Consider the following 22,956-nt stretch of genomic DNA (forward strand, 5'->3'; position numbering starts at 1 on the left):
CTGATGATTGACAAGGTTGTTGCCAGCGCGGACGAAGCGGTAGCGGACATCCCCGACGGCGCCTCCCTGGCCGTGGGCGGGTTCGGTCTCTGCGGAATTCCGGTCACCCTGATCGACGCCCTGCACCGTGCCGGCACATCCGGTCTGGAAACCGTCAGCAATAACTGCGGCGTGGATGACTGGGGGCTGGGCATCCTGCTCCGGGATGGGCGCATCCGTCGCACCATCAGCTCCTACGTTGGCGAGAACAAGGAGTTCGCACGCCAGTACCTCGCCGGTGAACTGGAGGTGGTCCTCACGCCTCAAGGCACCCTGGCCGAGAAGCTGCGGGCCGGCGGCGCGGGGATCCCGGCCTTCTACACGAAGGCGGGAGTAGGCACGCAGGTGTCCGAAGGCGGCCTGCCACAAAAGTACGACGCCGACGGTGGCATTGCGGTGGCGTCCGCACCAAAGGAGGTGCGTTCTTTCAGCGGCGTGGACTACGTCCTGGAGGAGTCCCTGACCCCCGACTTCGGGCTGGTGCACGCCTGGAAAGGCGACCGGCACGGCAACCTCGTCTTCCATGCCACCGCCATGAACTTCAACCCGTTGTGCGCCATGGCCGGACGGATCACCATCGCGGAGGTGGAGGAGCTCGTGGAGCCCGGTGAACTGGACCCGGAGCACATCCATACCCCCGGCATCTTCGTTCAGCGGGTGGTGGTGGCGCCCGGCGGGGAGAAACGGATCGAGAAGCGGACCGTGGCCCTCAATCAGCAGTCAGGAGCATGATCATGGACCCGAACAGCCCCGAAGCGCCGCGACCGGAAGCCGTGCGGCCGGAGTACCGGCGGGCCCCCTCCCAGCAGCATGCCGCTCCGGGCGATTCAACGGCACCGGCTGAAACCAGGGGCTGGACGCGCAATGAGCTCGCCGCCCGGGTGGCGAAGGAGCTCAGCAACGGCCAGTATGTGAACCTCGGCATCGGCATGCCCACGCTCATTCCCAACTACATTCCGGAGGGCGTGGAGGTGGTGCTCCACTCCGAGAACGGAATCCTGGGGGTCGGGCCGTACCCGGCGGAGGATGCGGTAGATCCGGACCTGATCAACGCCGGCAAGGAAACCGTCACGGTGAACAAGGGCGCGGCGTTCTTCGACTCCGCATCGTCGTTCGGGATGATCCGCGGCGGCCACGTGGACGTCGCAGTCCTCGGGGCCATGGAGGTGGCGGCGAATGGCGACCTGGCCAACTGGATGATTCCGGGCAAGATGGTCAAGGGCATGGGCGGGGCGATGGACCTGGTCTTCGGGGCCAAGAAGGTCATCGTGATGATGGAGCACGTGGACCGGAACGGCAACCCCAAGATTGTCCGGCGGTGTTCGCTGCCTTTGACCGGCCAGGGCTGCGTGGACCGGATCATCACGGACCTCGCGGTCATCGATGTGGTTGCAGACGCTTCCGGGTCCCGGCTGGTCCTGCGGGAGCTGGCCCCGAACGTTTCCGTGGAGGACGTTGCCGCCGCCACCGGTGCGGAGCTGTTCGAGGAAGACCGGGAACTCACCGTATGACCGGCCATCAAAAGGTTTCGCCAGGCCCAACCACCCAACCGGCAGGAGAAACTTCCGGGACAGCAGGCCCAGCCGACGGCGGGCCGCGGGTCATCGAGCAGCGCGGGCTGTATTTCGACGAGCTGGAGGAGGGCGTCCTCTACGCCCACCGTCCGGGCAGGACAGTGACGGAGGCGGACAACGTCCTCTTCACCACCCTCACCATGAACACCCAGGCCCTGCACCTGGATGCGGCCTGGAGTGCCGGCCAGCCCTTCGGCCAGCGGCTCGTGAACTCGATGTTCACGCTCGCCACCGTGGTGGGCCAGTCCGTCAGCCAGCTGACCCAGGGCACCATCGTCGCCCAGTTGGGGCTCACGGACGTGTCCTTCCCGCATCCGCTGTACCACGGGGACACCCTCTACACGGAGACGCTGGTCACCGGAAAAAGGCTGTCCGACTCCAGGCCCGGCCAGGGGATCGCCACCATGCAGCACACCGGCAGGAACCAGGACGGCACCGTGGTGGCGCTGGCCACCCGGAGCTGCCTGATGTGGACGCGGGAGGCTCATGCGCGCCAGCGCGGCACGAAGGAGGCTGGCGATGAAACCCGCCAGGAGAGCGGCCATGGGGACGGGCAGGAGAGAATGCAGGTATGACCTTTGTGATGGGACCCGCCCTGCTGTTTTGCCCCGCTGACCGGCCCGAACGCTACCAAAAGGCCGCTACGCGCGCCGACGCCGTGATCCTGGACCTCGAAGATGCTGTGGCGCCCGCGGACAAGCAGCGTGCCCGCGGCGCCATCCTCGCCCAGGTGGGGGCCACCGGCGACGAGCCCGAGCTGGATCCCAGCAGGACCATCATCCGTCTGAACCCGGCCGGGACCGAGGAGTTCGAAAAGGACCTTCATTGCCTCGCCCACACCCCGTACCGCACCGTCATGCTGGCCAAGGCGGAGAGCGCAGAGCAGCTGGAGGCGCTTGACGGGTACCAGGTCATTGCACTGTGCGAAACGGCCCTGGGGGTGGTGAACGCCCCCGCCGTCGCGGCCGCGCCGAACGTGGTGGCACTGATGTGGGGAGCCGAGGACCTGCTGGCAACGCTGGGCGGGACCTCAAGCAGGAACGATGACGGCTCTTACCGGGCCGTGGCGCTGCAGGCGCGTTCGTCGGTGCTGCTGGCCGCCCGGGCTTTCGGCAAGGAAGCGGTGGACGCGGTGTACGTGAACATCCCTGACCTCGCCGGCCTGGCCGCGGAAGCGGCCGACGCCGTGGCATCAGGTTTCAGTTCCAAGGCCTGCATCCATCCCAGCCAGGCCGCCGTGGTGCGCGGTGCCTATGCCCCGTCCGAGGCTGACGTTACGGAGGCTGCAGCCCTTCTCCAGGCCGCCCGTGCCGCCGGTTCCGGCGTCTTCCAGTACAACGGAAAGATGGTCGACGGCCCCATCCTCAAGCACGCCGAGGCCGTCATCCGCCGTGCCGGCCAGCATGCGTAAGGCGCCGGCATGCGCAAGGCGCCCACACGCTTAAGGCGCCCGGCGCCGGCCACTTACCGGCGCCGGCCGGGCTCCCGGCGCAGCGACAGCGGCGGTATGGGCTCGTAGAGCAGCGTCCGCACCCAGCGGTTCCCCGTCTCGCGGAACTCCTGCCGGGTGGCGAAACGGTAATGGTAGCTGCGGACGCGTACCCACCGGGGCGCCCTGCCGTCGAACGGGTCGTGGCGCAGGAGCCGCAGCGTTTGCCTGTCCGCCTCCAGCAGCTTGGTGAGGAAAGCGTAAAACCACTCCTCATGCACCGTGCGCAGCGGCAGGAACCACATGAGCCAGTCCAGCCGCAGGTGGTAGGGCGCCCACTGCCGTGGGATCCGCCGCAGGTCCCCGGGCTTGCCCTTGAACCCGTACTCACGCCACGAGGAGCCGTCCGGCTCCTCGTCCAGGGTCCCTTCCACCACGATCTCTATCCGCTGCTTGGTCACTGAGCCGAACGCCCCGTAGGTGTTGACCAGCTGCCAGCGGTTGAAGCTGGCGTTCATCAGTTGCCTGCTGGAGAGCAGGTTCCGCAGCGGCCAGTAGCTGAGCACCACGAGCAACAGCGTGGCAGCAAGTGTGACCCCCAGCCACCAGTTCGGCGTCTCCTGGGTCCCGCCGTGCCAATCCAAAGGGATGGCCGGCACCACGGCGTGGGCTACGGGATCGCTCACCGCAGCGAAGGCCAGGACGATGGCGATCCAGTTCAACCACGCGAAGTTTCCGGAGGCCACCAGCCACAACTGTGTGGCAATGACGATCCCCGCCGCCACGCTGGCCACCGGCTGCGGCGCGAACAGGAAGAACGGGACCACGAGCTGGGCGAAATGGTTGCCCAGCACTTCCACCTTATGCAGGGGCTTGGGCAGCAGATGGGCCTGGCGGCTCAGCGGACCGGGCATCGGCTGCGTCTCGTGGTGGTAGTACAGCGCGGTCAGGTCGCGCCACTCGCGGCCGCCACGGATCTTGATCATCCCGGCTCCGAACTCCAGCCGGAACACCAGCCACGCAATCAGGATCAGGATGGTCCGGGGCGGGTCCGTCTGGTCTGATCCCAGGAACGCCACGGTGAAGCCCGCTTCCAGGAGCAGCATTTCCCAGCCGAAGCCGTAAAACGTCTGGCCGACGTTCACGATCGACATGTACAGCAGCCAAAGGGCCAGGAATGCAATGAGCGGCACCCACGGCGGCCCCAGCTGCGGGATGCCGGCCACGAGCAGTGCCGACACCAGGAGGCCCGTTGCGCAGACCACCCGCAGCAGACGGTCGGAGTAGCGCCAGCGGAACAGGGTAGGCCGTCGCAGCCTCTTGAAGGCGCCGAGGTATTCCGGCACCGGGAGAAGGCCGCGTTCGCCCAGCAGTGCCGGGAACTGGTTGAGGGAGGAGAGGAACGCCACGAAGTAGAGTGCGGCGACGCCCCGCTGCAGTACTTGCCGGGCGAACTCGTATTCCGGCGCATCGAACCATGACAGCCAGTCCACGGAATCCACGTTACGCCGGGCCGTCAGCAGGTCAAGGATGGTGCGGGATACTTAAGCAATGCAGCCACGCAGAATCGTCCTCCTCGGATCCACCGGTTCCATCGGCACCCAGGCGATTGACGTCGTCGACGGCGCCCCGCACCTTTTCGAGGTCGTGGCACTCAGTGCGGGCGGCGGCAACCTGGAACTCCTGGCCCGGCAGGCAGTACACACCGGGGCTGCCGCGGTGGGTATCGCCAGCGGCGATCCCCGGCGGCTGGAAGCACTGATTGCAGACGCCGCAGCCGTGGCAGGGAAGCCCGGCTACCGCCCGGATGTCGTGTCCGGGCCCGATGCCTCCACCCGCATTGCGGAAACTGAGGCGGACGTGGTGCTCAACGGCATCACCGGATCCATCGGACTGGCCCCCACGCTGGCCGCGCTGAAGTCCGGAGCAACACTGGCTCTGGCCAACAAGGAATCCCTCATCGTGGGCGGAGAACTGGTCAAGGCGGCGGCCCGGGAAGGCCAGATCGTCCCGGTGGACTCCGAGCACTCAGCAATTGCCCAATGCCTGCGGTCCGGATCCGCCGCCGAAGTGGAGAAACTGATCCTCACAGCGTCGGGCGGGCCGTTCCGGGGCAGGAGCCGCGACGAGCTCCACGGCGTCACCCCGCAGGAAGCCTTGGCGCACCCCACCTGGGACATGGGCGTCATGGTCACCACCAACTCGGCCACATTGGTGAACAAGGGCCTGGAGGTGATCGAGGCGCACCTGCTGTTCGGCGTTCCGCTGGACAGGATCGACGTCGTGGTCCACCCGCAGTCCGTGGTGCATTCCATGGTCCAGTTCATCGACGGCTCCGTCATCGCCCAGGCGTCACCACCGGACATGCGCCTGCCCATCGCGCTGGGGCTGGGCTGGCCGGACAGGGTGCCCAAGGCCGCCGCGGCGTGTGACTGGACCCGGTCCGCCACCTGGACCTTCGAACCACTGGACGCTGCAGCGTTCCCTGCCGTGGACCTTGCCAAGGAGGCCGCCAGGCAGGGGAGCACCTACCCTGCTGTCTTCAACGCCGCGAACGAGGAAGCTGTGACGGCCTTCCACGCGGGCCGCATCCGTTTTACAGACATCGTGGACACCGTGGACAGTGTCCTCAGCGAGCATTCAGGTTCTTCCCGGCTGACAGTGGAATCCGTGCTGGATGCTGAGGCGTGGGCACGCGCCCGCGCCCACGAACGTTTAGCAGTCAGCAGCCTCTAGGAAGCAGCACCACCTCCATGACCCCTGTTCTCCTTTTTGTCCTCGGCGTCGTCTTCGTAGCCATCGGCATCGCTGCCTCCATCGCGCTCCACGAAGTGGGCCACCTGGTACCCGCCAAGCTCTTCAAGGTGCGGGTCACCAAGTACATGATCGGGTTCGGCCCCACCCTGTGGTCCCGGCGGAAGGGCGAGACCGAGTACGGGATCAAGGCCATCCCGCTGGGCGGCTACGTGTCCATGATCGGCATGTACCCGCCTAATACGGAGGACGGCTCCGTCCGCCCCTCCAGCACCGGAATGTTCCAGACCCTCGCCACGGAAGCACGCTCGATGGCGCATGAGGAAGTGGGCCCGGGCGACGAGAACAGGGTCTTCTACCGGCTTCCGGTGTGGAAGAAGATCACTGTCATGCTGGGCGGGCCGGCCATGAACATGGTCCTCGGCCTGCTCCTCACCGCCGTCCTGCTGATGGGCTTCGGCATGGCGACCGCCACCACCACCATCTCCGACGTTTCCAAATGCCAGGTGGCGGCCGGCGAGACGGTGGACCCGGACTCCGCCGACTGCCGGCTCACCCCCGCAGCCGCAGCCGGCCTTCAGCCCAACGACACGGTCACCACTTTTGACGGGAAGGACATCACCAGCTGGGACCAGCTCACCGAGTGGATCCGCGCCTCCGCAGGCCGCGAAGTGGACATCACCGTGGAACGCAACGGGGCCACCCTTTCCACCACCGTGACACCGGTCCTGTCCGCCAGGCCCATCATCGGCGCCGACGGCAGGCAGGCAACGGACGACGCCGGCACCCTCCTGTACCAGGACGTTGGCTTCCTGGGAATTGGCGCGCAGACGGAACTGGTGCCCCAGCCGGCCTCGACCGTCCTGCCCATGGCGGGGGAGAACATCCGCCAGGTGGCCGGCGTCATCTTCAACCTGCCGGCACGTGTGGTGGGCGTGGCGAAAGCGGCCTTCAGCGAGGAACCACGCGACCCCAACGGCCCCATCAGCGTGGTGGGAGTTGGCCGGGTGGCAGGCGAGGTGGCAGCAATGGAGGAGATTCCGGTCCAGTCGCGGGTGGCCACCCTGATTGGCCTCCTGGCCGGGCTGAACTTCGCGCTGGCCGTGTTCAACCTCGTCCCGCTCTTGCCGCTCGACGGCGGACACGTTGCCGGCGCGCTCTACGAAGGCGCCCGGCGGACGGTCGCCCGGCTCTTTGGCCGGCCCGACCCGGGCGCATTCGATATCGCCAAACTGCTTCCCGTGACCTACGTCGTGGCAGCCCTGCTGATGGGAATGAGCGCCCTGCTGATTTACGCCGACATTGTGAAGCCGGTTAATCTCTTCGGCTGAGGTTTCGCCTGACGCGGCAGTCCCAGGCGACTGAATCTGCCTCTCAGCCTTCTATGACTGATATTGGATAATCAGCCATTTTCAATTGATTCCCCATCATCAGCCGTATACGGTTGAAGCATGTACGTCCTGACGATCGACCAGCGGGGCAGCACCTCTGACATGGACCGCGTGCCGGAGCTGATTTCGGAACTGGCAGCACTCACATCCGCAGCATTCGAGCGCTCGGTAGGTGACGAACTCCAAGGCGTGGTGGAACAAGCCAGCCAGGTGGTGGACGTCGCACTGCAGGCACTGCGGGGCGGGCACTGGTACGTGGGGATTGGCATCGGTGCCGTGCAACTGGTTTCGGGGGGCAGCCCTCGCGAGGGCTCCGGAAGTGCCTTTGTGGCCGCGCGTAAGGCGGTGGAACTCGCCAAAGGCGCGGCCAGCCAGGTTCCGCTGTCAGTGGTATCCGGCAACATGGGTCGTGACAGCACCCGGCACCCGGCCCAGGAAAGTGAAATGGCCAGCGCAAATGCCCAGGCGGTTCTTCGGTTGATCGGACGGCTTGTGCAGCAGCGCACCCGGGCCCAGTGGCGGGTGGTGGACCGGCTCCGCGCACTGGAGGGCGGGGCTGGCAGGCACGGCAGCCAGAAACAAGTGGCCCGGGAGTTGGGAATTACAGAGCAATCGGTGAGCCGCGCGGTGCTGAGGTCCGGCTGGCAGGAAGAATGGGCTGCCAGGCCGGCAGCAGCCATGCTCCTTGAACATGCCCACGCCAACATTGCCCGTGCCGAGACTGAACATCCCCAGGCCAAAGGAGACCGGTGACCGTATTCTGGATAGCTGCCGCATTGCTGGTGGCCGGGTTCGGCGGGTGGCCCGTCACCTCGCTCGTCTTCAAACTCGCCCGGACCATCGACGACAGGGCGGACGCGGCGAAGGCTGCGGAACAGGCCCGGCGGGCTGCCGAGGACCCGTCCGCGGATGTCACGGTGGACTCAGCATCTGGAAGCCTGCCGGACACAGCCGGCCAGAGCGTGGACGGTGAGCTTACCGCGGAACCGGACCGGCCGGCGTCGGGCGCTTCACCTGCCGAACCCGCGCCACCCGGCCAGCGCATCCTTCGCGGCGGAGCCATCATCGGCATTCTTGAGCGGCTGGGAGTGTGCCTGGCAATCCTCACCGGCCAACCCGTGGCCATTGCCTACATCGTGGCCATCAAGGGCCTGGGCAGGTTCGCGGAGCTGAAGGAGACCCCCGTAGCGGCGGAGCGGTTCATCATCGGCACCCTGGCGTCCATGCTCTGGGCGGCAGGCACCGCGGCAGCCATCAAAGTCCTTTTCCTCAGCTAGGGTGCCGTCGCAGGCCCTGCCGGCAGGGCTTGGCGGCCCGGCCCGGGATGGGTGCTTGGGCTGGCATGGCGATAGGGTAGCGGTATGACAGTTTTTGCCGTTGAGTACGTTTACGCCGCCGATTCCACCGAAGCCCGGAACGAGGCCCGGCCCGCCCATCGCGAATGGACCGGCACCCTTGCCCAGGACGGTGCCATCCTGGCCAGCGGACCCTACGGTGACGGCGCAGGAGCGCTGCTGATTTTCAAGGCAACGGACGAAGCCGCCCTCAACTCCATCCTGAAGCAGGACCCCTTCGCGGCTGCCGGAGTTATTGCCGGAACACGCATCACCGAATGGTCTCCTGTGACCGGCATGCTCGCCGGGCTCACCGCCTAAGCCGTTTTCCCCCTTTTACATCTAGGAGTCCACGTGACCTCGGTCAGCCTGGGAATGCCGTCAGCCCCGCCACCCGTCCTTGCCCCGCGCCGCAAGACGCGCCAGATCAAGGTCGGCTCCGTCGGGGTGGGATCGGATTACCCCATCAGCGTGCAGTCCATGACTACCACGCCCACCACTGACATCAATGCCACGCTGCAGCAGATCGCGGAGCTGACTGCATCAGGCTGCGACATTGTGCGTGTTGCCTGCCCCTCCGCTGACGACGCCGAAGCGCTGCCCATCATCGCCCGGAAGTCCCAGATCCCGGTCATCGCGGACATCCACTTCCAGCCGAAGTACGTCTTTGCCGCCATCGAGGCCGGCTGTGCGGCCGTGCGGGTGAACCCCGGAAACATCCGCAAGTTCGACGACCAGGTCAAGGAAATCGCCGCCGCCGCACGCGATCACGGCACGTCCATCCGTATCGGCGTGAACGCCGGGTCGCTGGAACCCGGCATACTCAAGAAGTACGGCAAGGCAACCCCGGAGGCCCTGGTGGAGTCCGCGGTCTGGGAGGCTTCCCTGTTCGAGGAGCACGGTTTCCACGACTTCAAGATCTCCGTGAAGCACAATGACCCCGTTGTCATGGTCGCCGCGTACGAGATGCTGGCCGAAAAGGGCGACTGGCCCCTGCACCTGGGCGTGACCGAGGCAGGCCCGGCGTTCCAGGGAACCATCAAGTCGGCCACCGCCTTCGGTGCGTTGCTCTCCCGTGGCATTGGTGACACCATCCGCGTCTCCCTTTCGGCCCCGCCGGTGGAAGAGATCAAGGTGGGAAACCAGATCCTGCAGTCCCTCAACCTCCGCCCCCGCAAGCTGGAAATCGTCTCCTGCCCGTCCTGCGGCCGTGCCCAGGTGGACGTATACACCCTGGCCGAGCAGGTCACCGCCGGCCTGGAGGGAATGGAGATTCCGCTCCGTGTAGCGGTGATGGGCTGCGTGGTGAACGGTCCCGGCGAGGCACGCGAAGCCGACCTCGGCGTTGCTTCCGGCAACGGCAAGGGCCAGATTTTTGTGAAGGGCGAGGTCATCAAGACTGTCCCCGAGAGCGCGATTGTTGAGACACTGATCGAAGAGGCCATGCGTATCGCGGAAGAGATGGGGGAGGCCGATGGCGAAGATGCTGTCAAAGGTAGCCCCGTGGTTAGCGTCTCGTAGGGACGTTCCTGATCCGGCGGGGCTTTCCGTCCGCACGCTGGACGGTCACGACACCGCGGCACTCAAGGCCCTTGCGCAGCAGGACCCTGTTGCCAACGTGTTCATCCTTGCCCATTTGCACGCTGTGGGCACGGCGGCGCCCACTAGCGGGGGCGCCGGTATCCTCGGGGTTTTCGACGACGGCGTCCTGGTAGGTGCCTGCTGGGCGGGCGCCAACCTGGTTCCGGTCCAGTTGGACCCTGCCCTGGCCGGGGCGGTTGCCGAGGCCGCCAACAGGTCCGGGCGCCGTTACGCCTCAGCCTTCGGGCCGGCGCCGGCGGTGCTCGCCCTCTACGCAGAGCTTCTGGAACTGGGGCACCGGGCGCACGAGGTACGCGAGGACCAGCCCTTGATGATCATCGACGGCCCTCCTTGCGTAAAGCCCAACCCCGGCCTGGGCCGGGGGAGCCTCGCGGATTTTGACCGCATCCTGCCCGCCTGCGCCGCCATGTTCGAGGAGGAGGTAGGGTATTCGCCCTTCCTGGGCGGTCGGGAGTTCTACAGCCGACGGGTGGAGGGCCTTATCCGGCAGGGCCATTCCCTGGTTCACCTCAATGAAGCCCACGAGGTGGTGTTCAAGGCGGAACTCGGGGCGGTCACATCGGAGGTCACCCAGGTCCAGGGTGTCTGGATGAACCCCCTCTTCCGCGGGCAGGGGCTAAGTTCCGGATACATGTCCGCCGTGGTTGAGCAAGCGCAGAAGCTGGCACCGGTCACCAGCCTGTACGTCAACGGCTTCAACCTGCGGGCCCGCTCAACCTACGAACGAGTCGGTTTCCGGCAAGTGGGAACATTCGCTACAGTTCTCTTTTAGCTGGCCACTGCCGGCTTGAATCTAAATATTGGGGGAAAATTGAAGACGTCCGTGCTGGGAACTTTCGCGGCCACCGCCCTGCTTGCCATGACAATCCCCGCCTGTGGCGGCGCGTCCGCCCCGGCCAACGGTTCCCCGGCAGCGGAAAGCTCCGCAGCGGCGAGCACAGCTCCCGCCGCCACCCCCACCCCCACGGCAAAGGCGTATACCAGCGACGATCTGACGGTCATCGTACGCCAGCTACGGGACTCGGCTGATCGGCGGCTGTCGGCTGTGCCCAGCGCCGATTTGGGTGCGACGCTGGAGCAAACAAAGGAGATGCTGTCTTCCGTCGAGGTTGAGCCAGCGGAGTGCAAGGAGCTTGCCGCCTCAACCACCTTGCCGTCCATGGACGGGGCGGCGATGGCCATGGGTCTTAGCACCGACACCGATACCGGGACGGTCACCGCGGTTTCCCTGATGGCGGGACTGGATAAGTCTGTCCTTGCAAAGGTTGCAGATCCGTCTGCCCAGCTGGAGAAGTGCTCCCATATGAACATGACGGCTTCGGGCGTGAATGTATCGCTGACGGTCACGCCACTGGACGGCGTTGCCAGGATGGCCGGAAGCACCGCCTACCGCACGGACACCCAGCTGCCCGACGGCCAGGTGCAGTCCGTTATCACGGCGCAGGCGGTCCACCAGGGGGTGGTGATCACCGCAGTCACCTCCGGGGCAGACAGCGAAGCCAGCGCCACCCGCGCAGGTGCGCTCGTGGACTCAGCGGCCGCCCTCCTCAAATAGGTTCCCGGTGAGGTACCGCTGCACGTTCGGGGAAATGAGCCGGACAACCTCGTCCGGCTGCGCAGACGCCAGGGGCTCAAGCCGGACCACGTAGCGGACCATCATCAGTCCCACCATCTGTGTTGCCACCAGGTCCCCGCGCACCGCCACCTGTGCCGGTGACCCCGGAATACCGGCCGTGATCCGGCTGATGATGGTGCGGTTGATCATTTTCCTAAGGAGGGCTGTCTTCGCCTTTGATCCGAGTGTTCCGCGCAGGAAGGCCACCAGGCTGGGCTGCGCAGGGCTTTCCCAAAGGCGCAGGACAGCACGGACAATCAGCTCGGCCCGCTCGCCCGGGTCTGAGTCCGCCACCCCGGACAGCACGTCCCGGGGGTCAACCGGCAGTTCCACGCTGAGGGCGAAAAGCTCGTCCTTGCCCTTGAAGAAGTGGTGGATCATGGCCGGATCGACACCTGCCGCGCGGGCAACCTGGCGCAGGCTTGTCCCCTCAAAGCCATGTTCCGCGAACAGCCGCCTGGCGGCGTCGAGAATGTGCTCCCGCGAGGCGGTGGCACCACCCCGGCGTCCCCGCCTGGCCGTGGCGGCGGCGCCGTGCCCTGGGGAACTCACGCGCTCCGCCGGCGCAGGGTCAGCGATGCGAGCACCAGAACGCCCAGGACTATGGCGGCCATGATGCCCGCATTCTGCCAGAGCCGATCCGTGGCTTGGGCATGGGCGGCGATTTCCTGCAGCGCATCAACGGAGAACGTCAGGGGCAGGACATTGGACACGGTCTCCAGGACGCCGTTCATCCGGTCGCGGGGCACGAACAGCCCGCACAGGAGGATCTGCGGGACCACCACCACCGGCATGAACTGCACCGCCTGGAACTCGGTCCTTGCGAACGCCGAACACAGCAGGCCCAGCGCCACGCCCAGAACCGCGTTGATCACGGCGATCATCACCACGAAGCCTGGCGGGCCGTCAATGTCCAGGCTGAAAATCCAGTACGCCACGGCGGTTGCCACCAGCGATTGGAGCGCCGCCATGATGGAGAAGGCCAGGCCGTACCCGAAGAGCAGGTCTGCCTTGTGTACCGGGGTCGTGAGCAGCCGCTCGAGTGTACCGGTGGTGCGTTCGCGGAGCATGGTGATGGAGGTGACCAGGAACATGACGACGAACGGGAAGATTGCCAGCATCATCAGGCCCACCCGGTCGAAGGTGCGCGGCGTCCCCGGGGAAAGCGTCTCATTTTCGTAGAGGAAGTAGACGGCGGTGAGCAGGAGCGCCGGCACCACCAGAATGAGGGCGATGCTGCGGCGGTCATGGCGCAGTTGGTCCAAGACCCGCCGTGCGGTGGCCAAAAGCATCCTGGCATCCATTACCGTGCCCTCCTGCCCGTCGCATTGCCGCCGACCGCGTGTCCGCTGCCAACGTCTTCTGCCGGCGGCCGGCCTTCCTGGCCGCCTCCGGATTCCCGGATAATGGCCAGGAAGGCCTTCTCCAGGTCCCTGCTGTGCCCGCGCCTGCTCAGCTCTTCAGGCGTCAGCTGCGCCAACAGCATGCCATCCCGCAGGAGCAGCAGGGTGTCGCAGTGACTGGCTTCCTCCATGACGTGGCTTGAAACAAGCAGGGTGGTTCCTGCCTTCGCCATGGCCTGGAACCGGCTCCACAAATCTGCGCGCAGCACCGGGTCCAGGCCAACCGTGGGCTCATCCAGCACCAGCAGCCTGGGCCGGGCTACCAGCGCACAAGCCAGTGAGACGCGGCTGAGCTGCCCGCCGGAGAGGTCCGCCGTCTTTTGGCGTGCCTGCGGTTCGAGTCCGACGGCGGCAATCGCCTCTGCGACGTCCGCTTTGCCTTTGCGGTGCATGGCGCCGAAGTACCGGACGTTTGCTTCCACGGTCAGGTCCGGATACACGCTCGGGGACTGGGTTACGTAACCCACCTGGTGCCGCAGTTCGGCACTGCCTGCCGGAAGTCCGAGGACCTGCACTGTTCCGGAAGACACAAGCTGGACTCCCACGATGGCCCGCATGAGGGTGGTTTTTCCGCTTCCCGATGGACCCAGCAGCCCGGTGATCCGTCCTGCGGGAACAGCGAAATCCACGTTGCGAAGAACGTGGAGCCTGCCCCGGGAGACTGTCAGGCTGGCCACCGTCACGGCTGGGGCGGGCCTGACGTTCACTGGTTGTACTGCCGCGTGGGACATGGCCGCCTCCGCCGTCGTTCAGGCTGCTCCGAACAAGAGCTGCGCCCTTTAATTCATCACTTGATGAATTAAAGGTAGGTCCCGTGCCGCTGCCGGTCAACAGCTTTCGAAGAGAGAAATACTTGTCAACGTGCCCGCCATCACATAGGTTCGATCTAGCTGCGCTGGAGTGGTTTGGGCGGTCTCACCAGTCCTCACCAGTACTTGGCGATTACGGCGTTGAGCCACGCCCGGATGCGATGACCAGCCTCACTGGGGGGCCAGGGGCTTTGTAATTCCGGGCGTGGCTCTTCTGTGTCCGGCGCAGGTTGTTCCCGCCGGTATCGGCTGCAGTGGGGAGCGGGCGCTGTGTGCCGGTAGATTAGTATCCAGACGAAAATTGTCCGGCCCTGCTGATCCAGCACTTCCCCAGAAACGGATACCACCCGTGGTCCTAAGACTGTCCCAGCTTTTCCTGCGCACGCTGCGTGAAGATCCCGTCGACGCCGAGGTCGCCAGCCACAAGCTCCTGGTCCGCGCCGGCTACATCCGCCGCGCAGCCCCCGGCATCTACACCTGGCTTCCGCTGGGGCTCAGCGTCCTGCGCAAGGTTGAGGACATCATCCGTGAGGAGATGGCGGCCATCGGAGCCCAGGAAGTCCACTTCCCGGCCCTGCTGCCGCGTGAACCCTACGAAGCCACCAACCGCTGGACCGAATACGGCGAGGGCCTGTTCCGCCTCCAGGACCGCAAGGGCGCCGACTACCTTCTGGCCCCTACCCATGAAGAGATGTTCACGCTCCTGGTCAAGGACCTGTACTCCTCGTACAAAGACCTGCCCCTGAGCCTGTACCAGATCCAGAACAAGTACCGTGACGAAGCCCGGCCCAGGGCTGGCCTGCTGCGCGGGCGTGAGTTCATCATGAAGGATTCGTACTCATTTGACGTTGACGACGCCGGCCTGGACGCCAGCTACGCCGCGCACCGGTCTGCCTACCTGAAGATCTTTGCGCGGCTTGGCCTGGAGGTTGTCCCGGTCGCCGCCACCGCCGGCGCCATGGGCGGTTCAAAGAGCGAGGAATTCCTGTTCCCCACGGAGATCGGCGAGGACACCTTTGTCCGCTCGGCATCCGGTTACGCCGCCAACGTGGAGGCCGTGACCACCGTGGTCCCCGAGGAGATCGACTACACGGGTGCCCCGGCGGCCCAGGTGCTCGACACTCCGGACACCCCCACCATCGAAACACTGGTGGCAGCCTCCAACCAGATCTTCCCGCGCCCCGACGGCGGCGCCTGGACTGCCGCCGAAACCCTGAAGAACGTTGTCCTCGCGGTTACGCTGCCCACTGGCGAGCGCCAGATCGTCGTCATCGGAGTGCCCGGCGACAGGGCAGTGGACCTGAAGCGCGTTGAGGCCAACATCGGAGCGTTCTTACCGGTCGCGGGCGAGATCGGCCTGGAGGCCGCAGGCGAAGAAGACCTGAAGAAGCACCCGCTCATCGTTAAGGGCTACCTCGGGCCGGGCATGTCCCTGGACCAGGCCCTGCTGGGCTCGGAAGGCGCCGCGAAGCTGCTCTACCTGGTGGATCCCCGCGTTGTCAGCGGCACCACCTGGATCACGGGCGCCAACGAAGCCGGCAAGCACGTCTACGGTCTGGTGGCCGGACGGGACTTCACCTGGGACGGGGTCATCGAGTGCACCGAAGTCCGCGCGGGCGATCCTGCCCCTGACGGATCCGGCCCTCTGGAAACGGCCCGGGGCATTGAAATGGGCCACATCTTCCAGCTGGGCCGGAAGTACGCGGAGGCCCTGGGTTTGAAGGTACTGGACCAGAACGGCAAGCAGGTCACCGTGACCATGGGCTCATACGGCGTGGGCGTTACCCGTGCCGTGGCAGCCTTGGCCGAGTCCAACCACGACGCCAAGGGCCTGGTCTGGCCGCGCGCCGTAGCTCCGGCCGACGTGCACGTCGTGGCCGTCGGCAAGGGCGAGGACATCTTCGCCACCGCCGAACAGCTGTCGCTGGACCTTGCGGCCGCAGGCCTCGAGGTGATTTACGATGACCGCCCCAAGGTATCGCCTGGCGTGAAGTTCGGCGACGCCGAACTGGTGGGCGTCCCCACCATCCTGGCCGTCGGCCGTGGACTGGTGGACGGTGTGGTGGAAATCAAGGACCGCCGGACGGGTGAGGCAGAGAACGTAGCGGTTGATAAGGCTGTTGACTATGTGGTCAACGCCGTCCGCAACAGCTAACCGCGGCAGTGGAACTAGGACTTGAATCCCTCCAGCTAACCACGCTCCTTCTGCTGCTGCTTGCTGGCTTTGCCGCCGGCTGGGTGGATGCGGTGGTCGGCGGCGGCGGGCTGATCCAGCTTCCCGCCCTGCTGCTGGTCCCCGGTATCAGTCCGGTGCAGGCCCTGGCAACCAATAAGCTCGGCTCCATTTTTGGAACGGCCACCAGCGCCACCACCTATTACCGCCGGGTGGGGCCTGACCTGAAGACCGCCGTGCCCATGGCGGTAATCGCTTTGGCGGGCAGCCTGGGCGGGGCGGTGTTGGCCGCCACCCTCCCCGCCAGCGTCTTTAAACCCATCATCGTGGTGGCACTGGTGGCCGTCGCGCTCTTCACGGCACTTAAGCCCAACGTGGGCGATCTCACGGCACTGCGGCACGACGGCCACAAGCACTATGTCCTGGCATGCGTCATCGGGGCGGTGATCGGCTTTTATGACGGCCTGATCGGACCGGGTACCGGCTCGTTCCTGGTCATCGCGCTGGTATCCGCAATGGGCTATGCGTTCCTGGAAGCCAGCGCCAAGGCAAAGATCGTGAACATGGCCACCAACGCCGGCGCGCTCTTGTTTTTCATGCCGCACGGCTCCGTTCTGTGGGGGCTCGGCCTGCTGCTGGGGGCATCCAACATGGCCGGCGGCTACTTGGGCGCAAGGACAGCCGTCAAACAGGGAAGCCGTTTCGTCCGCATTGTCTTCCTGGTGGTTGTTGCGGCCCTCATAGTGAAACTCGGCTACGACATCTGGCAGGAGAATTTCGCCTGACCGGAGCGGATTCCTGCCCCTCGTGGCATGCTGAGCCGAGGCGTAGCATGCAGTTATGTCACACGGCGACGACGACTATTCCCGGGCCATGGCAGCTGCCCTGCGTCATTCGACGGCCTGGCTGCGGAGCCTCCGGGAGCGGCCAGTGGGGCCCAGGCTCGCGGCCCACGACCTGACCGGGACGTTTGGCGGGCCCCTGCCCAGGCAGGGGATGCCTGCCGACGAAGTGGTCGACTTCCTGGCCGGAACGGCTGAACCCGGACTCATGGCCATGCCCTCCGGCCGTTTCTTCGGCTGGGTCATCGGCGGCACGCTTCCGGCAGCGCTTGCCTCTGACTGGTTGGTCAGTGCCTGGGACCAGAATGCCGGGCTCCGCTATGCCACCCCGGCCATGGCAGCCATCGAAGAGGGGGCCGGCAACTGGCTTCTGGAGTTGTTGGGGCTGCCAGCCGGATCCGACGTGGGATTTGTCACCGGTGCCACCATGGCCAACTTCACCGGGATGGCCGCCGGGCGGTGGCGGCTTCTCACCAACGAGGGCTGGGACCTGGACCGGGACGGGCTGTCCGGTGCACCCCGGGTCCGCTGCTTTGTGGGCCGGGAGCGGCACGACACCGTGGACCTCGGCCTGCGGTATCTGGGTTTGGGGAAACCCACGGTGGTTGATGCGGATGGCCAGGGGCGCGTGGTTCCGTCAGCGCTGGATGCCGCGTTGGCTGAACGCTCCGGGCCGGCCCTGGTGTGCCTGCAGGCCGGCAACCTGCACTCCGGTGCCTTTGATCCGTTTGCCGACGCCATCGCCGTCGCGAAAGAACACGGCGCATGGGTCCATGTTGACGGGGCCTTCGGGCTGTGGGCTGCCGCCGCTCCGGAGCTGCGGCACCTGACCTCCGGCTACGAGGAAGCGGACTCCTGGGCGACAGATGCCCACAAAACATTGAACGTGCCCTATGACTGCGGCATAGCCATTGTCCGTGACGCCGCTGCGCTCCGCTCGGCCATGGGCCTGCACACAAGCTACCTCGTGCATGATGCGGAAGGACCCGGGGACCCGTTCGAGAAGGTGCCGGAGCTTTCCCGCCGGGCGCGGGGCGTGCCGGTATGGGCTGCGCTGAAGAGCCTGGGCCGCGACGGCGTGGCGGCACAGGTACGTGGGCTGGCAGCCGCCGCCTCGGACATCGCGGCCGGACTGGCCAGACTGGACGGCGTCGAAGTGCTCAACGACGTCGACTACACCCAGGTGTGCGTGGCCTTCGGTGACGACGACACCACGCGCGCGGTCACTGCGCGCATCATTCAGGATGGAAGGGTCTGGATGTCCGGGTCGCGCTGGCAGGACCGGGACGTCCTGCGGATCTCCGTCAGTAACTGGCAGACGGCCGGAGAGGACGTAGGCACTGCCGTGGCAGCCGTTGATACCGCGCTGAGCGCAGTACGTGGTGCCTGACTGAACAAGCCTGCCTGGTTGCCGTACCCTCTGCACGTGACGACGCGGCGTCCCGCCTCCTCAGCCGCCCGCACCGGCCCCGCCCGGTTCGGGCAGCTCCTGCGCGGACGGCAGCCCCTCGAGCGTTCGGCCCGCAAGTGTGCTGGCCACCCAAAGCGATCGTGCCAGGTCGCCCCGATGGCCCGGCTTCCCGGCGTACCACAGCGCATTGGCCACCTCCCTGGCAACGGCCCACTGCCGGGCGACCTCGCCATCCAGTCCGGCTGTCGCGCTGAAGGCCGCGCACCGGCCCCGCAGCCCAGCTGCCGCCCCACCGGCCGGCAGTTCCCTGACCCGGTTCCATAGCACCGGAGCCACGGCGAACTCCGGTTCCCCGATCATGGGCTGCGGATCAATGGCGGCGTATCCTGCCACCGTCGGCCGTCCATGGGGGTTGCCGGGCTTGGCCAGGATATTGAGGAAATGCAGGTCTGTATGGACAAGGGCATCCCGTCCGGAGCGCCGTCCCACCGCGCCCCGGGTCTGGCACACCTCCAGCGCCGCTTCCAGCAGCCAGCGGGGGAAGGGGCGTCCCAGCTGCTCCCAGTCCGCGGGCAGGTCATCGCTCCACTGCTCGGCACGGGCGGCAATGTGTTCGAACTCCTGCCACTGCGGCCGGTGGTCCGGGCTGAGGCTCAGCCGGCGGACCAGTCCGCCCCACACCGCCGCGGCGTCCTCCATTGACAAGCTGTAGAGCGAATGCCCGGCGTCCAGTCGCTCGAGGAGCATCGTGCACGTGCCCGCATCGGCTTCGAGCAGGGCCACGGCCCCCTGCCCCCGCCACAGCGCCAGCGCATGCCGTTCGGCCTTGGCTTCATCGTGCGGGAAGGCTACTTTGAGTACCGCCGGGGAACCGTCAGCCTGCCTTACCGGAATCACCATGCCGCCCTGCCCGTTCCAGGGGAGGCTTCCGGCGGGAAGGTCGGGCTCCAGGCCCCACTGATCCAGCCGGCCCCGAATCAAGTCCGGAAGCGAGTCAAGCCAGGCCCGTCCCGTGCTGTTTCGGCGGTACCGGGCGGTGAGGTCCGGAGGAATGGGTATAGCTGGGTGGGTGCTCATCAGCTCCAGCCTAAGTGCTGCCCAGGTACACGCGGCAGCGGGGCGGGAGCGCGACTGTTCCGCAGCGGGTGCATCCAAGGGGCGCGGTCCCAGGGGCTGCGTTCAGGAAGGAAGCAGCGGCAGCCGCGCCTCATCCAGGAGCAGCCCGGGCACCGGGCCGGGGTCCCCGCCCCAGTGCACGGTCCGGGCAGCTGCAGCCTGCAAGGCTTCCAGTGCCCAGGCGCGGGTGGGGCCGCCCGTCAGTGCCACCACGTCTCCGTAAGCGGGCAGGGTCGCGGCTTCCAGACGTGCCAGGCCGGCGGCCGGTGCGGCCAGGAAGTCCGGCTCCAGCACATAGCCGGGCTGCGCCGGCGGTGGCGCGGCGCAGTGCAGCCGGCTGGCGGCTTCGGCATCTTCCGCAAGGGCCTGGTGCCGGCCAAGGAATTCCGACGCCGGGCCGGCAGCACCCGCGGGCAGCCGCGTCAGGGCTGCCTGGTAGCCATATACCGCCTGCAGTTCAGCGGCCGCCAAGGCGGCCAGGGCAGCGCCCGGCCCCGCCCCTTCCGCTGCCGTAGCCTGCTCTTGGGACGGTGCCGGCTCCCCGGACAGCGCCTGATCCGATGGGACGAACGGGCAGGGTGCAGCAGATGGTTCACCGGCTGGTGTCCCTGCAGCCTGCGTTTCCGTCCTGCCGGAACCATCGGCGGGCGCGGCGGTCGCCGTCCCGCCCTGCGCTCCCTGGCTAATCGCGGTGACGGGGTCCGGTGCACCGGACGCCGCCGCGAGTTCTTGTGCAGCCAGGAGCTGGGCTGTGCCAGCTCCCGCCAGAAGGCGGGCCATGCCACCGTCGGCCGTTTCCGCATCCAGGAGCCGTTTGGAACCGCTGTCCGCCAGGGCCCTTGCAAGCTCAAGCATTGTCATCGGCGGTGACGCGGACGGTGTAGGGGTGGCGGAAGCGGAGGGGGTGGCTGATGGTGTGGAAGCCGGGGCGGCCTCCGGCAGGACCAGCGCACGTGCCTGGATGGTCAGCAAGGTCACAACCCGGTCCATGGTGGCGGCAGCACCGCCGTCGGCCGCTCCGTCAGCGAGCTGGAGCCCTGCGCTGCGGAGCACGAGGGCGTCGTCCAAGGCTGCATCGCGTGCCTGCTCCGAGAACGGGGGAGCGGCCGGCGGAGGCGGATCCGCGGGGATCAGGGCGAATCCGAGGCTGAGGACGAGGAGTGCTGAGAGCGACAGGACGGCGTGCCGGAAATAGCGCATCCGCGGGCGGTTTTCCTGGCTGTCGTCGTTCACAACAGACCATGGTGCCACGCTTGGGGGGATCGCCTGCACCACTGAGCCGGTAAAATAGCTACGCTAGTACACACCACATCATCTATAGGGAGGCGGCCGGCATCGTGAGCAATGCAGAAGCCACGGCTTCACCAGACCCCACCGGAACGGGCAGGGCTGGGTCCGCAACGGCACACAATCCGGAAGCTGCCCGGCTAAGGGCACTCCTTGAACCCTCGGTCCTGGCCAACCGCCTGTACCTCGAGGACGTGGAAATAAACGTTGCCGGTTCACACCGGGTGGTCCACGTTGTGGTGGACCTGCCGCAGGAGGAATCCGGCGGGGTCAGCCTTGATGTCATCGCGGACATCTCCAAGGTCCTTTCGGAAGTTCTGGACAGCGATCCCGCCACGGACAGCCGCCCCTATGATCTTGAAGTTTCCTCACCGGGAGTGGGGCGTCCCCTGACCGAACCCCGCCACTGGCACCGGGCAAGGGGCCGGATGGTCACGGTCAACGTCATCCAGGGCGACAACGTCACCGGCCGCATCCAGTCGGTGGACGACGCCGGCGTGACGCTTGTCCCGGAGATCGCCGTCAAGAAGGGCATGAAGCCCAAGCAGGGCGACCCCGTCAAACTTCCTTTCGACAGGATCCGCAGCGGAAAAGTCGAGATCGAATTCAGCCACCTCAACGAGGCCGGTCTGGAACCTGAACACAATGGACCTTCTGAGGAGGCCTGATGGATATTGACATGAGCGCACTGAGACTTCTGGAGCGTGAGCGTGAAATCCCGCTGGACCTCCTGATCCCCACCATCGAGCAGGCGCTCCTGGTGGCATACCACAAGTCTCCCGGGGCCTTTGAAAAGGCCCGGGCCGAGCTGGACCGCAAGAGCGGCCACGTGACTATCTGGGCTGTCGAGATCGACGACGACGGCGCCCCCATCGGCGAGTTCGAGCACACTCCGGAAGGGTTCGGCCGCATTGCCGCCAGCACTGCCCGGCAGATCATCCTCCAGCGCCTGCGCGACGTAGAGGACGACAACGTGCTGGGCGAGTTCAAGGGCCGCGAGGGTGAGCTGGTGGCCGGCACTATCCAGCAGGGCAACAACCCGCACATGATCCAGGTCAACCTGGGCTCCGTGGAGGCGCTGCTTCCGCCGCCCGAGCAGGTGCCCGGGGAGAAGTACATCCACGGCAACCGGCTCCGTGCCCTGGTCATCGACGTCCACCGCGGTTCCAAAGGCCCGTCCGTCACGCTGTCCCGATCCCACCCGGGGCTGGTGCGCAAGCTCTTCGAACTCGAAGTTCCGGAGATCGCCGACCGTTCGGTGGAGATCGTTGCCCTCGCCCGTGAAGCGGGGCACCGCACCAAGATCGCCGTCAAGGCAAACGCTCCCGGCATTAACGCCAAGGGTGCGTGCATCGGTGAAATGGGTTCCCGGGTCCGCGCCGTCATGACGGAGCTCAACGACGAAAAGATCGACATCGTCGACTTCAGCGAGAATCCCGCCACCTTTATCGCCAGCGCACTCTCGCCGTCCCGTGTGAATTCGGTCACCATCACTGACGAGGCCACCCGCTCCGCACGCGTGGTGGTTCCCGACTACCAGCTGTCCTTGGCCATCGGCAAAGAGGGCCAAAACGCCCGCCTGGCCGCAAAGCTCACCGGCTGGCGGATCGATATCGTTTCCGACGCCGCCACGGCCAAGGAAAGCTGACCGGCCGTCCCCGCGGTTCCTGCCACGCCGGAACCGCTCGACGGTTCGGGCAGAAAGGCCCGGAGGGGCTAGAATAGACAGGACCGCGCCTTACGGCCGGCAACCGTGCGCCTTGGGTGTGCCCTCCTCCCGATGGGGGAGAGTCCACCTGCGGCCGGCAGAGATGAACGTCAGGACGATGACCGTGGCAGAAGTACTTACCAGCGGGAGTCAACCGGAACGCACCTGCATCGGTTGCCGGAAGAAGGGACCGCGGTCGGAGTTACTCCGGCTCGTCGCCGAGGGCAACGGATCAACCGCTGTCCTGGTGGATGAACGACGCCGGATGGCTGGCCGGGGTGCATGGCTGCATCCCAGCGCATCGTGCCTGGCTCTGGCAATCAAGCGGCGAGCGTTCGGACGTGCCCTTCGGGGCGCAACCGGAACCGAAGCCGTGGAACGCCGGATCACGTCAGGCCCGAACGTTGCAGCCACCACGGTGGCTGCGACACCAACCGTCCAACCTGAAAGCGGGTCAGAAATCTGATGG

General features: G+C 66.5%; 24 protein-coding genes. 18 read left to right on the forward strand and 6 right to left on the reverse strand.

All coding sequences use genetic code 11. From position 1 onward, the window contains the following. Nucleotides 1-3: 3 nt before the first annotated feature. The 4 genes from AC5RUU_RS03975 to AC5RUU_RS03990 are packed head-to-tail and all read left to right on the forward strand — an operon-like array spanning nucleotide 4 to nucleotide 3,024. Nucleotides 4-771 carry a CoA transferase subunit A gene (locus tag AC5RUU_RS03975; RefSeq protein WP_493973912.1) on the forward strand — a complete coding sequence of 256 codons (768 nt, stop codon included), beginning with the start codon at nucleotides 4-6 and terminating at the stop codon, nucleotides 769-771. After that, on the forward strand, nucleotides 768-1,550 hold the full coding sequence (locus tag AC5RUU_RS03980; RefSeq protein ID WP_493973913.1) for a CoA transferase subunit B: 783 nt from the start codon (nucleotides 768-770) through the stop codon (nucleotides 1,548-1,550). Before AC5RUU_RS03975 ends, AC5RUU_RS03980 begins: the two co-directional genes overlap by 4 nt. Further along, on the forward strand, nucleotides 1,547-2,188 hold the full coding sequence (locus AC5RUU_RS03985; RefSeq protein WP_493973914.1) for a MaoC family dehydratase: 642 nt from the start codon (nucleotides 1,547-1,549) through the stop codon (nucleotides 2,186-2,188). Before AC5RUU_RS03980 ends, AC5RUU_RS03985 begins: the two co-directional genes overlap by 4 nt. Continuing rightward, nucleotides 2,185-3,024, forward strand: coding sequence for an HpcH/HpaI aldolase/citrate lyase family protein (locus AC5RUU_RS03990; RefSeq protein ID WP_493973915.1), 840 nt, complete (start codon nucleotides 2,185-2,187; stop codon nucleotides 3,022-3,024). The genes AC5RUU_RS03985 and AC5RUU_RS03990 overlap by 4 nt, the downstream gene beginning before the upstream one ends. A gap of 53 nt (nucleotides 3,025-3,077) precedes the next feature. On the opposite strand, the gene AC5RUU_RS03995 is transcribed toward AC5RUU_RS03990, so the two are convergent. Beyond that, entirely contained in the window at nucleotides 3,078-4,535 is a 1,458-nt protein-coding gene (locus AC5RUU_RS03995) for a lipase maturation factor family protein (protein WP_493973916.1), read from the reverse strand. Nucleotides 4,536-4,593: 58 nt separating this feature from the next. Here AC5RUU_RS03995 and dxr point away from each other — a divergent pair, with 58 nt between their 5' ends. The 8 genes from dxr (at nucleotide 4,594) to AC5RUU_RS04035 (ending at nucleotide 11,678) form a co-directional block, all read left to right on the forward strand. Further along, complete coding sequence (gene dxr / locus AC5RUU_RS04000; protein ID WP_493973917.1) at nucleotides 4,594-5,778, forward strand: 1-deoxy-D-xylulose-5-phosphate reductoisomerase; 1,185 nt, start codon at nucleotides 4,594-4,596, stop codon at nucleotides 5,776-5,778. Nucleotides 5,779-5,795: 17 nt separating this feature from the next. Further along, nucleotides 5,796-7,127: a M50 family metallopeptidase gene (locus AC5RUU_RS04005; RefSeq protein ID WP_493973918.1), complete on the forward strand. Its 1,332-nt coding sequence runs from the start codon at nucleotides 5,796-5,798 to the stop codon at nucleotides 7,125-7,127. Between the two features lie 120 nt (nucleotides 7,128-7,247). Continuing rightward, on the forward strand, nucleotides 7,248-7,940 hold the full coding sequence (locus AC5RUU_RS04010) for a MarR family transcriptional regulator (RefSeq protein WP_493973919.1): 693 nt from the start codon (nucleotides 7,248-7,250) through the stop codon (nucleotides 7,938-7,940). After that, nucleotides 7,937-8,464, forward strand: a complete 528-nt coding sequence (locus AC5RUU_RS04015; protein WP_493973920.1) for a hypothetical protein — start codon at nucleotides 7,937-7,939, stop codon at nucleotides 8,462-8,464. Before AC5RUU_RS04010 ends, AC5RUU_RS04015 begins: the two co-directional genes overlap by 4 nt. Before the next feature lie 84 nt (nucleotides 8,465-8,548). Continuing rightward, nucleotides 8,549-8,842, forward strand: coding sequence for a YciI family protein (locus AC5RUU_RS04020; protein ID WP_493973921.1), 294 nt, complete (start codon nucleotides 8,549-8,551; stop codon nucleotides 8,840-8,842). A 33-nt stretch (nucleotides 8,843-8,875) separates the two neighbouring features. After that, a complete protein-coding gene (gene ispG / locus AC5RUU_RS04025; RefSeq protein ID WP_411376019.1) occupies nucleotides 8,876-10,042 on the forward strand; it encodes a flavodoxin-dependent (E)-4-hydroxy-3-methylbut-2-enyl-diphosphate synthase in 1,167 nt (388 codons plus the stop codon). Next, entirely contained in the window at nucleotides 10,005-10,895 is an 891-nt protein-coding gene (locus AC5RUU_RS04030; RefSeq protein WP_493974021.1) for a GNAT family N-acetyltransferase, read from the forward strand. Before ispG ends, AC5RUU_RS04030 begins: the two co-directional genes overlap by 38 nt. 51 nt (nucleotides 10,896-10,946) lie before the next feature. Beyond that, a complete protein-coding gene (locus tag AC5RUU_RS04035) occupies nucleotides 10,947-11,678 on the forward strand; it encodes a hypothetical protein (protein ID WP_493973922.1) in 732 nt (243 codons plus the stop codon). Here the strand turns inward: AC5RUU_RS04035 and AC5RUU_RS04040 are convergent. Genes AC5RUU_RS04040 through AC5RUU_RS04050 form a run of 3 tightly spaced genes read right to left on the reverse strand, consistent with a single transcriptional unit; the run spans nucleotide 11,655 to nucleotide 13,872 of the window. After that, nucleotides 11,655-12,290 (reverse strand): TetR/AcrR family transcriptional regulator, encoded by a 636-nt coding sequence (locus AC5RUU_RS04040; protein WP_493973923.1) that lies wholly within the window; start codon nucleotides 12,288-12,290, stop codon nucleotides 11,655-11,657. The two genes, AC5RUU_RS04035 and AC5RUU_RS04040, sit on opposite strands and share 24 nt — an antisense overlap. Further along, entirely contained in the window at nucleotides 12,287-13,042 is a 756-nt protein-coding gene (locus AC5RUU_RS04045; RefSeq protein WP_493973924.1) for an ABC transporter permease, read from the reverse strand. The genes AC5RUU_RS04040 and AC5RUU_RS04045 overlap by 4 nt, the downstream gene beginning before the upstream one ends. Continuing rightward, the gene (locus AC5RUU_RS04050; protein WP_493973925.1) at nucleotides 13,042-13,872 is read right to left on the reverse strand and encodes an ABC transporter ATP-binding protein; all 831 of its coding nucleotides are present in this window, start codon (nucleotides 13,870-13,872) and stop codon (nucleotides 13,042-13,044) included. The genes AC5RUU_RS04045 and AC5RUU_RS04050 overlap by 1 nt, the downstream gene beginning before the upstream one ends. Before the next feature lie 427 nt (nucleotides 13,873-14,299). Between AC5RUU_RS04050 and AC5RUU_RS04055 the strand changes: the two genes are divergently transcribed. From AC5RUU_RS04055 to AC5RUU_RS04065, 3 genes are read left to right on the forward strand one after another with little or no spacing between them, the layout of a single operon-like run. Next, entirely contained in the window at nucleotides 14,300-16,105 is a 1,806-nt protein-coding gene (locus AC5RUU_RS04055; RefSeq protein ID WP_493973926.1) for a proline--tRNA ligase, read from the forward strand. Nucleotides 16,106-16,113: 8 nt separating this feature from the next. Continuing rightward, nucleotides 16,114-16,908, forward strand: a complete 795-nt coding sequence (locus AC5RUU_RS04060; protein ID WP_493973927.1) for a sulfite exporter TauE/SafE family protein — start codon at nucleotides 16,114-16,116, stop codon at nucleotides 16,906-16,908. Nucleotides 16,909-16,963: 55 nt separating this feature from the next. Beyond that, nucleotides 16,964-18,355 (forward strand): pyridoxal phosphate-dependent decarboxylase family protein, encoded by a 1,392-nt coding sequence (locus AC5RUU_RS04065; RefSeq protein WP_493973928.1) that lies wholly within the window; start codon nucleotides 16,964-16,966, stop codon nucleotides 18,353-18,355. 60 nt (nucleotides 18,356-18,415) lie between these two features. Here AC5RUU_RS04065 and AC5RUU_RS04070 read toward each other — a convergent pair whose 3' ends face one another. Both AC5RUU_RS04070 and AC5RUU_RS04075 read right to left on the reverse strand, forming a co-directional pair. Then, entirely contained in the window at nucleotides 18,416-19,453 is a 1,038-nt protein-coding gene (locus AC5RUU_RS04070; protein ID WP_493973929.1) for an aminoglycoside phosphotransferase family protein, read from the reverse strand. A 102-nt stretch (nucleotides 19,454-19,555) separates the two neighbouring features. Further along, the gene (locus AC5RUU_RS04075; RefSeq protein WP_493973930.1) at nucleotides 19,556-20,725 is read right to left on the reverse strand and encodes a DUF4439 domain-containing protein; all 1,170 of its coding nucleotides are present in this window, start codon (nucleotides 20,723-20,725) and stop codon (nucleotides 19,556-19,558) included. A 104-nt stretch (nucleotides 20,726-20,829) separates the two neighbouring features. Here AC5RUU_RS04075 and rimP point away from each other — a divergent pair, with 104 nt between their 5' ends. The 3 genes from rimP (at nucleotide 20,830) to AC5RUU_RS04090 (ending at nucleotide 22,953) form a co-directional block, all read left to right on the forward strand. Beyond that, nucleotides 20,830-21,447 carry a ribosome maturation factor RimP gene (gene rimP, locus AC5RUU_RS04080; protein WP_493973931.1) on the forward strand — a complete coding sequence of 206 codons (618 nt, stop codon included), beginning with the start codon at nucleotides 20,830-20,832 and terminating at the stop codon, nucleotides 21,445-21,447. Further along, nucleotides 21,447-22,427 (forward strand): transcription termination factor NusA, encoded by a 981-nt coding sequence (gene nusA / locus AC5RUU_RS04085; protein ID WP_493973932.1) that lies wholly within the window; start codon nucleotides 21,447-21,449, stop codon nucleotides 22,425-22,427. Before rimP ends, nusA begins: the two co-directional genes overlap by 1 nt. A gap of 178 nt (nucleotides 22,428-22,605) precedes the next feature. Further along, nucleotides 22,606-22,953, forward strand: a complete 348-nt coding sequence (locus AC5RUU_RS04090) for a YlxR family protein (protein WP_493973933.1) — start codon at nucleotides 22,606-22,608, stop codon at nucleotides 22,951-22,953. The last annotated feature ends 3 nt before the right edge of the window (nucleotides 22,954-22,956 follow it).

Source organism: Arthrobacter sp. K4-10C (assembly GCF_059090085.1).

Coding starts and splice junctions, on each gene's coding strand:
- AC5RUU_RS03990 (WP_493973915.1), top strand. CDS start 2,185: ATGACCTTTGTGATGGGACCCGCCCTGCTGTTTTGCCCCGCTGACCGG.
- AC5RUU_RS04020 (WP_493973921.1), top strand. CDS start 8,549: ATGACAGTTTTTGCCGTTGAGTACGTTTACGCCGCCGATTCCACCGAA.
- AC5RUU_RS04090 (WP_493973933.1), top strand. CDS start 22,606: ATGACCGTGGCAGAAGTACTTACCAGCGGGAGTCAACCGGAACGCACC.
- AC5RUU_RS04030 (WP_493974021.1), top strand. CDS start 10,005: ATGCTGTCAAAGGTAGCCCCGTGGTTAGCGTCTCGTAGGGACGTTCCT.
- AC5RUU_RS03975 (WP_493973912.1), top strand. CDS start 4: ATGATTGACAAGGTTGTTGCCAGCGCGGACGAAGCGGTAGCGGACATC.
- dxr (WP_493973917.1), top strand. CDS start 4,594: ATGCAGCCACGCAGAATCGTCCTCCTCGGATCCACCGGTTCCATCGGC.
- AC5RUU_RS03985 (WP_493973914.1), top strand. CDS start 1,547: ATGACCGGCCATCAAAAGGTTTCGCCAGGCCCAACCACCCAACCGGCA.
- AC5RUU_RS03980 (WP_493973913.1), top strand. CDS start 768: ATGATCATGGACCCGAACAGCCCCGAAGCGCCGCGACCGGAAGCCGTG.
- AC5RUU_RS04045 (WP_493973924.1), bottom strand. CDS start 13,042: ATGGATGCCAGGATGCTTTTGGCCACCGCACGGCGGGTCTTGGACCAA.
- AC5RUU_RS04070 (WP_493973929.1), bottom strand. CDS start 19,453: ATGAGCACCCACCCAGCTATACCCATTCCTCCGGACCTCACCGCCCGG.
- AC5RUU_RS04005 (WP_493973918.1), top strand. CDS start 5,796: ATGACCCCTGTTCTCCTTTTTGTCCTCGGCGTCGTCTTCGTAGCCATC.
- AC5RUU_RS04065 (WP_493973928.1), top strand. CDS start 16,964: ATGTCACACGGCGACGACGACTATTCCCGGGCCATGGCAGCTGCCCTG.
- AC5RUU_RS04010 (WP_493973919.1), top strand. CDS start 7,248: ATGTACGTCCTGACGATCGACCAGCGGGGCAGCACCTCTGACATGGAC.
- nusA (WP_493973932.1), top strand. CDS start 21,447: ATGGATATTGACATGAGCGCACTGAGACTTCTGGAGCGTGAGCGTGAA.
- AC5RUU_RS04050 (WP_493973925.1), bottom strand. CDS start 13,872: ATGTCCCACGCGGCAGTACAACCAGTGAACGTCAGGCCCGCCCCAGCC.